Annotated in this window: 13 protein-coding genes; 9 read left to right on the forward strand and 4 right to left on the reverse strand. The window is 65.1% G+C overall.

From position 1 onward, the window contains the following. The first annotated feature begins 15 nt into the window (after nt 1-15). The 3 genes from kdsA to glsA all read left to right on the forward strand — a co-directional run bounded on the left by kdsA (nt 16) and on the right by glsA (nt 4,078). Nucleotides 16-891, forward strand: coding sequence for a 3-deoxy-8-phosphooctulonate synthase (gene kdsA / locus ACRQ5Q_RS20510; protein WP_439368325.1), 876 nt, complete (start codon nt 16-18; stop codon nt 889-891). Continuing rightward, nucleotides 891-2,099 carry an MFS transporter gene (locus tag ACRQ5Q_RS20515; protein ID WP_439368324.1) on the forward strand — a complete coding sequence of 403 codons (1,209 nt, stop codon included), beginning with the start codon at nt 891-893 and terminating at the stop codon, nt 2,097-2,099. The genes kdsA and ACRQ5Q_RS20515 overlap by 1 nt, the downstream gene beginning before the upstream one ends. Before the next feature lie 104 nt (nt 2,100-2,203). Then, the gene (gene glsA, locus ACRQ5Q_RS20520; protein WP_439392166.1) at nt 2,204-4,078 is read left to right on the forward strand and encodes a glutaminase A; all 1,875 of its coding nucleotides are present in this window, start codon (nt 2,204-2,206) and stop codon (nt 4,076-4,078) included. 42 nt (nt 4,079-4,120) lie between these two features. On the opposite strand, the gene ACRQ5Q_RS20525 is transcribed toward glsA, so the two are convergent. From ACRQ5Q_RS20525 to ACRQ5Q_RS20540, 4 genes are all read right to left on the reverse strand, one after another. After that, the gene (locus ACRQ5Q_RS20525) at nt 4,121-4,762 is read right to left on the reverse strand and encodes a glutathione S-transferase family protein (protein WP_439368319.1); all 642 of its coding nucleotides are present in this window, start codon (nt 4,760-4,762) and stop codon (nt 4,121-4,123) included. Between the two features lie 165 nt (nt 4,763-4,927). After that, nucleotides 4,928-5,722, reverse strand: a complete 795-nt coding sequence (locus ACRQ5Q_RS20530) for a substrate-binding domain-containing protein (protein WP_439368318.1) — start codon at nt 5,720-5,722, stop codon at nt 4,928-4,930. 16 nt (nt 5,723-5,738) lie between these two features. Continuing rightward, nucleotides 5,739-6,191, reverse strand: a complete 453-nt coding sequence (queF, locus tag ACRQ5Q_RS20535; protein WP_439368316.1) for a preQ(1) synthase — start codon at nt 6,189-6,191, stop codon at nt 5,739-5,741. A gap of 51 nt (nt 6,192-6,242) precedes the next feature. After that, entirely contained in the window at nt 6,243-7,220 is a 978-nt protein-coding gene (locus tag ACRQ5Q_RS20540) for a Vgb family protein (RefSeq protein ID WP_439392167.1), read from the reverse strand. 174 nt (nt 7,221-7,394) lie between these two features. On the opposite strand from ACRQ5Q_RS20540, the gene eno reads away from it, so the two are divergent. From eno to ACRQ5Q_RS20570, 6 genes are all read left to right on the forward strand, one after another. After that, nucleotides 7,395-8,678, forward strand: a complete 1,284-nt coding sequence (gene eno / locus ACRQ5Q_RS20545) for a phosphopyruvate hydratase (protein ID WP_439368313.1) — start codon at nt 7,395-7,397, stop codon at nt 8,676-8,678. 33 nt (nt 8,679-8,711) lie between these two features. Further along, a complete protein-coding gene (locus tag ACRQ5Q_RS20550) occupies nt 8,712-9,851 on the forward strand; it encodes a zinc-binding dehydrogenase (protein WP_439368311.1) in 1,140 nt (379 codons plus the stop codon). Between the two features lie 117 nt (nt 9,852-9,968). Continuing rightward, on the forward strand, nt 9,969-10,967 hold the full coding sequence (locus ACRQ5Q_RS20555) for an MBL fold metallo-hydrolase (protein WP_439368310.1): 999 nt from the start codon (nt 9,969-9,971) through the stop codon (nt 10,965-10,967). Between the two features lie 181 nt (nt 10,968-11,148). Further along, nucleotides 11,149-11,700 carry an NADPH-dependent FMN reductase gene (locus tag ACRQ5Q_RS20560; protein ID WP_439368309.1) on the forward strand — a complete coding sequence of 184 codons (552 nt, stop codon included), beginning with the start codon at nt 11,149-11,151 and terminating at the stop codon, nt 11,698-11,700. A gap of 103 nt (nt 11,701-11,803) precedes the next feature. Beyond that, on the forward strand, nt 11,804-12,121 hold the full coding sequence (locus ACRQ5Q_RS20565) for an FtsB family cell division protein (protein ID WP_129271678.1): 318 nt from the start codon (nt 11,804-11,806) through the stop codon (nt 12,119-12,121). 219 nt (nt 12,122-12,340) lie between these two features. Further along, nucleotides 12,341-13,312: a GAF domain-containing protein gene (locus ACRQ5Q_RS20570; protein WP_439392168.1), complete on the forward strand. Its 972-nt coding sequence runs from the start codon at nt 12,341-12,343 to the stop codon at nt 13,310-13,312. The last annotated feature ends 205 nt before the right edge of the window (nt 13,313-13,517 follow it).

Below are 13,517 nucleotides of genomic sequence, written 5' to 3' on the forward strand. Positions count from 1 at the left end.
AACGAGGGATTTGCCTTGAACTCTTCGAATTCAGCTGCGCCGATCGTCACCATTGGCCGGGTCAAATTCGGCAATGATCTGCCGATCGCCATCATTGCCGGGCCCTGCCAGCTCGAAAGCCGCCAGCATGCGCTGGAGGTGGCCTCCGCGCTGAAGGAGATCGCGGCGCGGCTGAACATCGGGCTCGTCTACAAGACTTCCTTCGACAAGGCCAACCGCACCAGCGCTTCGGCGGCGCGCGGGCTCGGCTTGGCGCAATCGTTGCCTATCTTCGCCGAAATCCGCTCATCGCTCGGCCTGCCTGTCCTGACCGACGTGCACGAAGCCACGCAATGCGCCGAGGTGGCGCAGGCCGTGGACGTCCTGCAGATCCCGGCGTTCCTGTGCCGGCAGACCGATCTGCTGCTGGCGGCGGCCGCGACCGGCAAGGTCGTCAACGTCAAGAAGGGGCAGTTCCTGGCGCCGTGGGACATGGCCAATGTCGTGACCAAGATCACGAGCGCCAACAATCCCAACGTGCTCGTCACCGAGCGCGGTGCGTCCTTCGGCTACAACACGCTTGTCTCCGACATGCGTGCGCTGCCGATCATGGCACGCACCACCGGCGCGCCCGTGATCTTCGACGCCACCCACTCGGTGCAGCAGCCGGGCGGGAAGGGCACCTCCTCCGGCGGCGAGCGCGAATTCGTACCGGTGCTGGCGCGCGCCGCGGTTGCGGTCGGCGTTGCCGGCGTCTTCATCGAGACCCATCCCGATCCCGATCGCGCGCCCTCGGATGGCCCGAACATGGTGCCGCTGCGGGAGTTCGAAGGGCTGATCGCCAGGCTGATGGCATTCGACGCCCTGGCCAAGAATACGTCAAATAGTACCTCAAAGGGCAGCACGCGCTGATGCATCAGCCTGTGACCAGGCCGTCGTCCGACCAAAAATTTCCGCCCGCGATCAACATCATTGCGCTTGCCGGCTTCTCGGCCGCACTGTCGACGCGTGCGCTCGATCCTGTCCTGCCGCATGTTGCGGATGATTTCGCGATCAGCATCACGACGGCCGCGAGCATCGCGGCCGGCTTCGCCCTGATCTACGCGCTGGTTCAACCGGCGATCGGGGCGGCCGCCGATCTGTTCGGCAAGGCGCGATTGATGACGGCCTGCCTGGCGCTGCTCGGCGTCGCCTGCATCCTGGGCGCTCTCGCCACCTCCTTCTCGGGCCTGTTCGCAAGCCGCATCCTCGCCGGCATCGCCGCGGGCGGCGTGTTTCCGGTTGCGCTCGGCCTGACCGCCGATCTCGTTGCGCCCGCCAAGCGGCAGGTTGCGATCGGACGCACGATGGCGGGCTCGATGACCGGCAATCTGCTCGGCTCATCCGCCAGCGGAATCATCGGCGATTTCATCGGCTGGCGCGGCGTGCTCGTGATCCTCGGCGCACTCGGCCTGATTGCGGCCGTGGCGGTTGCGGCAGGCTTCCGCGGAGCCGCGCTGACGGCGCCGCCGAAGACGGACTTCAAGACGTTGCGGCAGGGCTACCGCACGATCTTCTCCAATCCCAACACGCGCTTCTGCTATTCGGCAGTGTTCGTCGAAGGTTGCTGCGTGTTCGGCCTGTTTCCCTTCATCGCCGCGTTCCTGTTCGATCTCGGCGAGAAATCGCTCTCGATCGCGGGCATCGTGATCGCGGGGTTTGCGGTCGGCGGGTTGCTCTACACTCTCACCGTATCGCGCATGCTGCCGCGGCTCGGCGTCAAGGGCATGATGATCACGGGCGGCAGCCTCGTGGCGTTGCAGCTCTGTGCGCTTGCTTTCGGTCCCGGCTGGAAGCTGCAATTCGCCAGCATGCTGGCGTTGGGCTGGGGGTTCTACATGATCCATGGCTGCCTGCAGGTGTTTGCCAGCGAGCTGTCGATCGGGGCGCGGGCGACCGCGATGTCGCTGCATTCGTTCTTCTTCTTCATGGGGCAGACGGTCGGGCCGCTCGCCTACGGCGTCGGCCTCCAGCATGCCGGCAAGATGCCGACGCTGCTCGCGAGCGCTGCGATCATGGTGGTGCTGGGCCTCGTCTGCGCCCGGCTGCTCAAGCCGCGGGCGCCCTCCGACGCGCGCTGAAGTCCATTCGGAGACGTAAGCGGGGCATCGTCCCTCACCATGACACCACCAGTATGCATGGCACGCGAATTGCTTCGATTTTGGGCAAATTGAGGTGTGAGATCGTGGACGCCCAGACCAGCCGTTCCGCCAGCGAAGCCAGTTCGCCCCGCTTGACCGGATATCTCACCAAGCCACCGCTGCGGCGTTTCCTGGCCGATTGCCACGCCGAATTCCGCACCGACAATTCCGGCGAGCTTGCCGACTACATCCCCGAGCTGAAGCGCGCCAATCCCGATCATTTCGGCATCGCGCTCGTCACCATCGACGGCCACGTCTACGAAGTCGGCAACAGCGACGTGCCGTTCACGATCCAGTCGGTGTCCAAGGCCTTCGTCTTCGCGCTGGCGCTGGAGATGGTCGGTGAGGCGCGCGTCGCTGCCACCATCGGCGTCGAGCCGAGCGGCGAAGCCTTCAACTCGATCCGGCTCACCAACGACAACCGTCCTTTCAATCCCATGGTCAATGCCGGCGCGATCGCCTGCTCGGGGCTGATCTATGAGGTGGACGGGAAGGGCGCCTTCGAGCGCGTCCGCTCAAAGCTCAGCCAGTTCGCCGGCCGCGAGCTCGGCGTCGACGAGGCCGTGCACGCCTCGGAGACCGCCACCGGCAACCGCAACCGTGCGATTGCCTGGCTGCTGCGGAATTACGCGGTGCTGCCCGACGACGTCGATGCCGTGCTCGACGTCTATTTCCGTCAATGCGCGATCCTGGTCACCGCGCGCGACCTCGCAGTGATGGCGGCAACCCTCGCCAATCGCGGCATCAATCCGGTCACGGGCGTCCAGGTCATCACGCCGCACATCGTCGCGCGCACGCTGTCGGTGATGACGAGCTCGGGCATGTATGATTATGCCGGTGAGTGGACCTATCGCGTCGGCATCCCCGCCAAGAGCGGCGTCGGCGGCGGCATCGTCGCGGCGCTGCCCTCGCAGCTCGGGCTCGGCACCTTCTCGCCGCTGCTCGACAACCATTACAACAGCGTGCGCGGCCTGAAGGTCTGCGAGGCGCTGTCGGCGCGGTTCGACCTGCACATGCTCAACCGCAACGCGGACGTGCGCACCAGCATCATGGCGGATTACGACGTCTACGGCATCTCCTCGCGTCGCAGCCGCCAGCCGCACGAGCAGCAGATCCTCGACGAGCGTCATAGCGACATCCGCGTGCTCGAGCTGGTTGGCGCGATGAATTTCGGCACGATCGACTACGTCACGCGACGGCTTACCAGCGAGCCGCCGAATGCGCCGCTGCTGATCATCGATTTCCGCCGCGTTCCCGACATCACCGCGGCCGGTGCGGAGTTGCTCGGCGAGACCTTGACCGCGCTCGGCAATGCCGGCGTCACCGGCATCCTGTCCGGCTTCGAGGAGGCCTCCGCGGTGTGGGGCGCGATCGCCGCCCGTACGGCCGAGCCGCGACGGCTGCGCCGCTTCGTCCTGCTCGACGATGCCATCGAATGGGCCGAGGACCAGGTGATCTACCGGTTCGGTGGCTTCACTGACGTCAAGGAGAGCGCGCATCTCGGCGAGCAGGCGCTCCTCGCCGAACTGGATGCGGAGGAGATCGCCGCAATCGTCAAGCTCTCGACCACACGGCACTACGCCGCCGGCCAGCGCATCATCGGCGCCGGCGAGCCCGCCAATTCGCTGTTCTTTCTCCAGAGCGGGATGGTCAGCGTGAAGCTTCGCAGCGGCGTGCGCCTCGCATCCCTCGGCCCCGGCATGGAGTTCGGCGAGATGGCGATGCTGGAGCAGAGCCGCAGCGCCGACGTCTTTGCCGATACGCCCGTCACCTGCCTCGAGCTGCCGCTCGACAGCTTTGCCGACTACCGCCGCCTGCACCCCGAAACGTCGCTGAAGATCATGCGCAACCTCGCCGCGATCCTGGCGCGGCGGCTGGTCGCGGCCAATGCGAAGGTCGATCTGCTCAGCGCGTATTAGCCCGTAGACTCGCAAGCTTGTTGGGGAGGAGCGGCTCGATCACTACAATCCCGGTGATCTCGCCGCCCAAGTCTTGGTGGCCTGGCAGCTTTCCATTGCTCGGGCGTAGGCAGGGCGTGCCGTCGTGCGAGTGAGATAGTCCCGCTCGGTCGAACCGGGGACGTAGTTGCCAGTTCGCAGACCGAGCAGGAGGGCGTAGCTGACCGAGATATCGGCAGCAGTGAATCGCTCGCCGGCGAGATAGGGGCACTCCTCAATGCGGCGGATAACTAACCCGAGCCGGCTCTCGAAGGTCTCGAGTGCCCAGCAGGTAACCCGCGCATTTCGCTCGCCTTCGGGTGCCAGTTGGCGACCGACCAAGACGGCGTTCATCGGTCCGGCGAGCCCGGCCTCGCCCAAGTGGAGAAATTGCAGATAAGACGCGAAGGCGGGGTCGTCCGGGGCGACCGCAAGCGAACCTGAGCCGTGGCGGGCAAGCAGGTACTCGAGAATCGCGATCGATTCGACCATGATCGTCTCGCCGTCCTGCAGCGCAGGAATGAAGCCGGCGGGGTTGATCGCGAGGAAATCGGGATCCTTCTGGCCGGCCAGCAGATCGACCGGCCGCAGCCGATAAGCCAACCCTAATTCCTCAAGCAGCCAAACGACACGGAAGCCACGACCTTCGCCATAGACTGTGAGCATAGCTAAGCGTTCCTGTACTGGGCTTAGGCATACCAACTCGCAGAGCCAAGCCAGGCGCGCAACGTCGATCTGCTCCTGGGTCCAGAAATCGTCGCTCTGGTCCGAGCCAGCGGCGCAGCGTTTCACGCTGCACCCCGGCCGGAACATGAGCGAGGCGCTGGTGCCTCAGTTCGCTCCACCAGCCGGGATCGGGTCCATCCCGCTCGCGATGATTGCTTCGCGTGCGGCGGGGGAGGCGAGGAAGTTGATCAAAGCGCGGCCAGCCTCGGGCTCCTTCGAACCGGTCGCAATGCCGGCCGAGAAGATCGTGATCTTCTGCAGTTCGTTCGGCAAGGGACCTACGATGTCGATGCCCTTCACGGGCTTCAGCTCGCTGATCTGCTGAAAGCCGAGCTCGGCCTCGCCGTGCGCGACGATCTCGCCGACGGGCGTTGCCGGGATCTTGCGCGCCTTGTCCTTCATGACGTCGGCAATGCCGAGCTTGTCGAACATCTCGGTCGAGACGTAGACGCCGCTGGCGCTGTCGGAATAGGCGATCGTCTTCGCGGCCAGCAGCGCGCGCTTGACCGCCTCGACGGAGCTGATGTCCGGCTTCGGCGCGCCCGATTTCACGGCGATCCCGATCGGCGATTTGGTGAGATCGACCTGACTGCCGGCAACGACCTTGCCCTTGCTCGCGAGATCGTTGAGGGCATAGCCAACCATGATCAGGACATCGGCCGGTTCGCCGCGCTCGAGCCGCACGGGAATCGCGTTGGTGGTGGTCCCCATCGACGGGCCATGTTCCGTCAGCACCTTGTTGCCGGTCGCTTTCTCGAATTCCGGCACAAGCACCTTGTAAGCGGCCGTCAATCCGCCGGAGATCATCACCCGGACCTCGGCAGCATCGGATGCGCCGGTCATCCAAAGAGCGGCCAGAAGGCCTAAGGCAGCGCTGCGGAATGTCGACATCGATTTCATCGTTGTTCTTCTCCTGTTAGCCCCGCCCGCGATAAGGCGCGACGCCTTGCTCGGGCAACCACAGTCCCTTCGGCACCCTGCCGGTCTGCCAGAACACGTCGATCGGGATGCCTCCGCGCGGATACCAGTACCCGCCGATGCGCAACCACTTCGGCTTGATCTCGCTCGCGATGCGCTTTCCGATCATCACGGTGCAATCCTCGTGGAAGGCGCCATGGTTGCGGAAGCTCGCGATGTAGAGTTTCAGCGACTTCGACTCCAGCAGCCATTGGCCGGGCGCGTAGTCGATCATCAGATGCGCGAAATCCGGCTGGCCCGTGACCGGGCAGAGCGAGGTGAATTCCGGCACGGTGAAGCGGACCAGATAGTCCGTGCCGGCTTGTGGATTTGGCACGCGGTCGAGCTGGGCTTCTTCCGGAGTGTGCGGCCATTCGACCGCGCGGCCGAGCTGGAGGGATTTTTTCGCCATCGTCGTCACATCCTGTTACGGATGTCGGGATGGACGCAATCGCGGCCGTCGTCAACCCGAGGCGATCGTCTGGATCATGACGATGCGGTCGTTGCCGGACTCGCAGCCCCACAGCTCGCCGGGACGGCCGTCGAGCTGGCGGACATTGGCGTTGGCCTTGTCGCTGGCGAAGACGTTGAACTTCTCGGTGGCGGGATCGAAACGCACAATGGCATTGGCCGAAAAATCCGTCAGCCACACCTTGTCCTGGTCGTCGACATAGACCGCATAGGTGCGGGGACGCTCGCCGGGCAGCTTCCATGTCTTCCAGGATCCGTCGGCGGGATCGTGCACGGAGACGTGGCCGCTATTCCACTCGCTGACCCAGATCCGGCTGTTCGAGTCCGACCAGACCCGCCGCGCGCCCTGATTGGGCGTCGGCGGTTCGACGACATGGGCGGTGCCCGTCGCAAGGTCGATCCTGGCGATATGGCTGCCGGCGAGCGAGGCGTACCAGACATCACCCTTGGGCGTCACGGTGATGCCGTAGGGGCCGACCCCCTTTGGCGCCTTGAATACGTTCATCTCGCCCGATCTCGGCGCGAGGCGGCCGTAATACCCGGACTGGCCAGTGAACCAGTAGGTACCCGTCTTGTCGAACACACCGGTGTTGAGATTGGCCGAAGCGAACTTTTCCGGCAGGCGGAACAGCGTGACCTTGAGATCGCCGGGATCGACCCGCGCGATCGCGTTCTGGCCGCCTTCGGTGATCCAGGGGGCGCCGTCGGGGCCGATCGTCACACCGTGCGGGGCGGCGCCCTCGCCGAGGCTGACCGTCTTGAAACTGCCATCCCGCGGATCGAGCCTGCCGAGCAGGCCCTTACCCTGGGCGGTGAACCAGACTGTGCCGTCAGGGGAGGGAGCAAGATCGTGCAAGCCAATGCCGGCGCTGATCGGGAAATATTTTGTCCGGAACGGGGCCTCCTGCGCACGACTTGGGCGGGCGACAAGGACGGCGGCGGTCGAAGCAAGAAACTGGCGGCGATTCATGGCGTTACCTCGACTTCTTGGGATTGAGGATGGACGCTCGGACCGGATCTTCTCGAGCTTAGTCTCGGGTGCTCCACGCGTCAGCCGAAGCCGGGCGTCCAAGCGTTCACATTTGCTTGCGGCCCGTGTAAGACCCGGCCCACCGATCAGCCCTAACGAACGGAAGTGCACATCATGACCGCCATCATCGACATCATCGGCCGCGAAATTCTCGATAGCCGGGGCAATCCCACCGTCGAGGTGGACGTCGTGCTCGAAGATGGCGCGCTCGGCCGCGCCGCCGTGCCGTCCGGTGCCTCGACGGGTGCCCATGAGGCGGTGGAACTGCGCGACGGCGACAAGGCCCGCTATCTCGGCAAAGGCGTCACCAAGGCGGTCGGTGCCGTCAACGGCGAGATCTTCGAGGCTCTGAGCGGCCTCGACGTCGAGCAGCAGGCCCAGATCGACCAGATCATGATCGAGCTCGACGGCACGCCGAACAAGAGCCGGCTGGGCGCCAACGCCATCCTCGGCGTCTCGCTCGCTTGCGCCAAGGCTGCGGCGAACTCGCTCGACATGCCGCTCTACCGTTACGTCGGCGGCACCTCGGCCCGTCTCCTGCCGGTGCCGATGATGAACATCATCAATGGCGGCGTGCATGCCGACAACCCGATCGACTTCCAGGAATTCATGATCCTTCCGGTTGGCGCGGCGTCCTTCGCCGAGGGCCTGCGCTACGGCGCGGAAGTCTTCCACACGCTGAAGTCGGAGCTCAAGAAGGCCGGCCACAACACCAATGTCGGCGACGAGGGCGGCTTCGCCCCGAACCTGCCGTCGGCGGACGCCGCGCTCGACTTCGTCATGAACGCGATCGGCAAGGCCGGCTTCAAGGCGGGCACCGACATCGTGCTCGGCCTCGACTGCGCCTCGACCGAGTTCTTCAAGGACGGCAAGTACGTCTACGAAGGCGAAGGCAAGACCCGCTCGATCTCCGAGCAGGCCAAATATCTCGGCGACCTCGTCTCGCGTTATCCGATCGTCACCATCGAGGACGGCATGTCGGAAGACGACATGGACGGCTGGAAGGAGCTCACCGACCTCATCGGCAAGAAGTGCCAGCTCGTCGGCGACGATCTGTTCGTCACCAACGTCAAGCGCCTCGCCGAGGGCATCAAGGCCGGCCGCGCCAACTCGATCCTGATCAAGGTCAACCAGATCGGCACGCTGACCGAGACGCTCGCCGCCGTCGAGATGGCGCACAAGGCCGGCTACACCTCGGTGATGTCGCACCGCTCCGGCGAGACCGAGGATTCCACCATCGCCGATCTCGCGGTCGCCACCAATTGCGGTCAGATCAAGACCGGCTCCCTTGCGCGCTCCGACCGCACCGCCAAATACAATCAGCTCCTGCGCATCGAGCAGCAGCTCGGCAAGCAGGCGCTGTACGGCGGCAAGGCGGCACTGAAGGCGCTGGCATAAGCCGGCGCCTTAGCAAACACAGGGGAGATCGACATGAGCGACGGCAAGACCGGACTGCAACTGCGTTCGCTGATCAAGAAGACCGGTGAGCTCGAGATCTCGCTCGTCGACGTGCCGACCCCCGAGCCTGCGGACGACGAGGTCGTCGTCCGCGTCGAGGCGGCGCCGATCAATCCGTCCGACCTCGGCCTGCTCGTCGGCGCCGCCGATATGAGCACGGCCAAGGCTTCGGGCACGAAGGAAGCGCCCGTCATCACCGCAAAGGTGCCTGACGGCGCGATGCGCGCGATGGGCGCGCGGCTCGACCAGTCCCTGCCGGTCGGCAATGAAGGTGCCGGCGTCGTCGTCAAGACCGGCTCGTCGGATGCCGCGAAGGCTCTGCTGGGCAAGACGGTCGCGATGATCGGCGGTGCCATGTATTCGCAGTACCGGACGATGAAGGTCAGGGACTGCCAGCCGCTGCCCGAGGGCACGACGGCGGCGGAGGGGGCATCCTGGTTCGTCAATCCGCTCACTGCGCTCGGCATGACCGAGACCATGCGGCGCGAGGGCCACAAGGCACTGGTGCACACCGCGGCCGCCTCCAATCTCGGCCAGATGCTGAACAAGATCTGCCTCGGCGACGGCATTCCGCTGGTCAACATCGTGCGCAGCAAGGAGCAGGCGGAGATCCTGAAGAAGATTGGCGCCAAATACGTCGTCGATTCCAGCATGCCGAGCTTCCTCGACGATCTCACGGCCGCGTTGGTGGAGACCGGCGCCACCATCGCCTTCGACGCGATCGGCGGCGGCAAGCTTGCCGGCGACATCCTCAATTGCATGGAAGTCGCGATCAACAAGTCTGCCAAGGAATACAGCCGCTACGGCTCTAGCGTGCACAAGCAAGTCTATGTCTACGGCGCGCTCGATGTTCGCCCGATCGAGCTGCCGCGCGGCTTCGGCATGGCCTGGGGCGTCGGCGGCTGGCTGCTCACCCCGTTCCTCCAGAAGATCGGTCCGGCCGATATCGCACGGTTGCGCCAGCGCGTGGTGAATGAGCTGAAGACCACCTTCGCCAGCCACTACACCAAGGTGGTGTCGCTTCAGGAGGCACTCGATCCCGCCAACATCGCGGTGTACGCCAAACGCGCCACCGGCGAAAAATTCCTCATCAACCCAAATAAATTATCGTGATGCGCGACGGCGCATCACCGAAAGAAGGACTTGCCTTCTGAGCGAAGCGGGGGATTATTCCCGCCGCCGTTGAAAGCGGAAAAACCGCAAAGCGCGCTCAGAAGGGGACTTCATTCAATGACCGATCTCAATCGTCGTCACCTGCTCGCAGGCGTCGCCGCCGTCGGGGCGGCAGCCGCCACCGGACTTCGCCCGACCGTTGCCAATGCCTCAGTGCCGCCAGTCGGGACGCAGGCGCCGGGCTTCTATCGCTACAAGGTCGGCCGCTATGAGTGCACCTCGATCAACGACGGCGCGCGCACTTTCCCGATGCCCGACAAGTTCGTCGTCAACGTGCCGAAGGAAGAAGCCGCTGCCGCCGCCGAAGCCGCCTACATGCCCAACGGCATGGTCACGGTGCCGTTCAATCCGCAGCTGATCAACACCGGCTCCAAGCTCGTGCTGATCGACGCCGGCAACGGGGTCGCCAATCTCGAGCCGAGCAAGGGCGCGGTCGGCCGCACCCTGCAAAACCTCCAGGCCGCCGGCGTCGATCCCAAGAATATCGACGTCGTGCTGCTGTCGCATCTGCATCCCGACCACACCAACGGCATCCGTCTCGCCGACGGCGCGCTCGCCTTCCCGAACGCGGAGATCATGGTGCCAGGCAGAGACTGGGAGTTCTGGACCAGCGAGGACAACGCGGCCAAGACCGAGTCCAACCCGATGATGAAGAACTACTTCGCCAACGTGAAGAAGACATTCGCCGGGCTCGAGACCAAGGTGACGAAGTACGAGTGGGGGAAGGAGGTGGCGCCCGGCATCACCTCGATCGCGACGCCCGGCCATACGCCCGGCCACAGCTCGTTCGCGGTTGCCTCGGGCGATGCCAAGGTGCTGATCCAGTCCGACGTCACCAACATCCCGGAGTTTTTCCTGCGCAATCCGGACTGGCACGTGATGTTCGACTACGATGCCGCAATGGCGCAGGCGACACGCCACAAGTTCTACGACATGGCGGCCGCCGAGAAGGCCACCGTTATCGGCTTCCACTTCACCTTCCCCTCGGTAGGTCATGTCGAGAAGGACGGCGCCAAGTACCGTCTGATCCCGTCGGCGTGGAATCCGACGATCTGATCGCTGTTGCAGATGTTGTGCGAACATCAGGCCGCCCTCGGCGGCCTGACTGGTTTGGACGACCATCGCCTTTCGCGAAACGCAGCGTTTCCAAATCGGACCGGTCCATGCACTTGCATCCATCGACCCGGATCGCTTAAGTGCCGGCCGGCACTTCCCCTCAAGGTTTCAAGGACACCCCATGCCCTACAATATCGTCGTTATCGCCGGCAGCCTGCGCAAGGACAGCTTTTCGCTGAAGATCGCCAATGCGCTCGCCAAGCTCGCGCCGGCCTCGCTCAAGCTCGAGGTCATCACGCCGGCGGGCATCTCCTTCTTCAACCAGGACCTCGAGGGCGCGCCGCCCGCGGACTGGCTGGCCTTCCGCGACAAGCTCCAGAAGTCCGACGGCGTCATCTTCGTCACCCCTGAATACAACCGCGCCATTCCGGGCGTCCTGAAGAACGCCATCGACGTCGCCTCGCGGCCCTATGGCAAGAGCTCGTTCAACGGCAAGCCGGTCGGCATCATTTCGAACTCGCCGGGACCGCTCGGGGGCGTCAGCGCGGCCAAGACGCTGCAGAACATTCTGCCCGGCATTGCCGGTCCGATCATGCAGCAGCCCGAGACCTACCTGAACGCCGTCGGCGATGCCTTCGATGCGGAGGGCAACCTCACCAAGGACTCGCTGAAGGGCGTGCTCCAGGCCTACATCGATGCCTTCGCCGCCCACGTGGCGAAGCACCACGGCTGAGCGCGCGCCCTCGTCATGGCCGGGCCTGCCCCGGCCATGATTACGAGACGGGTAGGGTGAGTGCGTTAGCGCTCCCTTAACCAAGGTGCCGCATCTTCCCAAGATGGTCTCCCGCGCGCGCCTGAAATCGATCCTGACCGGTCTTGCCCTCTATGCGATGGCGGCCGCCATCGTCGGCTATTTCGGCGTCAACGCCTATACCGGCAAATACGGCCTCAACGCGCGCCAGGAGCTCGATCAGGAGATCATCGCGCTGACGAGCGAGCTGGCGCAGCTCAAGCGCGAGCGTGCCAGGAGCGAGCAGCGCGTCTCGCTGCTGCGCACCTCGAGGATCGATCCCGATATGTTGGACGAGCGGGCCCGGTTCCAGCTCGACTACGTCAATCCGCATGATCTCGTCCGGATGATCCCGCAGAACTAGCGCTTTCGCGCGATTCGAAACCGGCATCGAAAGCCGGCGCCGGGACTCCTGGCGTGCTTCTCCACTACATCGAACGTCGCAAGTCTGCGGTCGCTTTGCCGCCTTGACGGAGCTTTACCGGCGGGGGCATGGCTTGTTCGACGCGCGGCTTCCAAGATTGACAAGGATCAATCCGGCCGTGCGGGCACGTCTTATGAATGCCACCCGGAGGAAACGGTGATGAATGGGCAAGCCCCCCAGCATCACGCGGCCCGTGTCGAGGCCGCCATCGCATCAGGCCAGGCGGCTCGTTCCGCGCTCGTGGCCTCCTGGCGCCGCTCTTCCCGATTGCATCATCTCGACCCCTCGGGCCGCGGCCTGCCGAAGCGGCTGACGGAGGCGGAACTTCGCGCGGCGCGCGAGCGCATCGCACCTCTGCTTGCCGCCGCGCAAGGCGCCATGGACCGGCTCTATCAGGCGGTTGGAGCTTCGGGCTGCTGCGTGCTGCTCGCCGACGGCGAGGGGGTGCCGGTCGACCGTCGCGGCACGCCCGCGGACGATGCAACGTTCCAATCCTGGGGCCTGTGGACCGGCGCGCTCTGGAGCGAGGAGCACGAGGGCACCAACGGTATCGGCACCTGCGTCGTCGAGCAGCGGCCGCTGACGATCGACCGCGACCAGCACTTCTTCACCCGCAACACGCTTCTGAGCTGCACCGCGGTTCCGATCTACGACCACGAGGCGGCCTTTGCCGGTGTGCTCGACGTCTCCTCCTGCCGCGCCGACCGCACCGATGCGTTCTCCAGCCTGATCGCACTGGCGGCGGGCGAGGCGGCCAAACGCATCGAGGCCGACATGTTCCGCCGCGCCTTCGCCCATGCCCGTATCGTGCTGACGCCGGCTGCGGACGGCCAGTGTGGCGGCCTCGTGGCCGTCGATGCGGACGATCTCGTGATCGGCGCGACCCGCTCCGCCCGGGTGGGACTTGGCATTGGACTTGGGATCGCGCCCGGCAGCCCGTTACGGCCAGTACCTGCGGCCGATCTGCTCGGCGGCGATGTCGCGCATGACCACCTTGCCCGCGGTCAGCGCGCGGTATTGCAGCGGGCGCTGCTCCGCGCGGGCGGCAATGTTTCCGCCGCCGCCAAGGCTCTCGGCGTCAGCCGCGCCACGCTTCACAGGAAGCTCAAGCGGTTCGGATTGAACCACTGAGCCCTGCTGGTCCCTCAACCGTCATTGCGAGCGCAGCGAACCAATCCAGGATCCCTCCGCGGGGACAGTCTGGGTTGCTTCGCTGCGCTCGCAACGACGATGTGGATGCCCTCAACTCTCCATCTCGCACTTGCCTCGCGCGCACGTGTCGCAGAACTGCGACAGGTCCGCGCTGCCATCGCTCCCACCCGGGCTGACAGAAATC

The organism is Bradyrhizobium sp. PMVTL-01 (assembly GCF_051861855.1).
Classification (GTDB): Bacteria; Pseudomonadota; Alphaproteobacteria; order Rhizobiales; family Xanthobacteraceae; genus Bradyrhizobium.

Coding starts and splice junctions, on each gene's coding strand:
- ACRQ5Q_RS20515 (WP_439368324.1), top strand. CDS start 891: ATGCATCAGCCTGTGACCAGGCCGTCGTCCGACCAAAAATTTCCGCCC.
- ACRQ5Q_RS20525 (WP_439368319.1), bottom strand. CDS start 4,762: ATGCTCACAGTCTATGGCGAAGGTCGTGGCTTCCGTGTCGTTTGGCTG.
- ACRQ5Q_RS20530 (WP_439368318.1), bottom strand. CDS start 5,722: ATGAAATCGATGTCGACATTCCGCAGCGCTGCCTTAGGCCTTCTGGCC.
- queF (WP_439368316.1), bottom strand. CDS start 6,191: ATGGCGAAAAAATCCCTCCAGCTCGGCCGCGCGGTCGAATGGCCGCAC.
- ACRQ5Q_RS20540 (WP_439392167.1), bottom strand. CDS start 7,220: ATGAATCGCCGCCAGTTTCTTGCTTCGACCGCCGCCGTCCTTGTCGCC.
- eno (WP_439368313.1), top strand. CDS start 7,395: ATGACCGCCATCATCGACATCATCGGCCGCGAAATTCTCGATAGCCGG.
- ACRQ5Q_RS20550 (WP_439368311.1), top strand. CDS start 8,712: ATGAGCGACGGCAAGACCGGACTGCAACTGCGTTCGCTGATCAAGAAG.
- ACRQ5Q_RS20555 (WP_439368310.1), top strand. CDS start 9,969: ATGACCGATCTCAATCGTCGTCACCTGCTCGCAGGCGTCGCCGCCGTC.
- ACRQ5Q_RS20560 (WP_439368309.1), top strand. CDS start 11,149: ATGCCCTACAATATCGTCGTTATCGCCGGCAGCCTGCGCAAGGACAGC.
- ACRQ5Q_RS20565 (WP_129271678.1), top strand. CDS start 11,804: ATGGTCTCCCGCGCGCGCCTGAAATCGATCCTGACCGGTCTTGCCCTC.
- ACRQ5Q_RS20570 (WP_439392168.1), top strand. CDS start 12,341: ATGAATGGGCAAGCCCCCCAGCATCACGCGGCCCGTGTCGAGGCCGCC.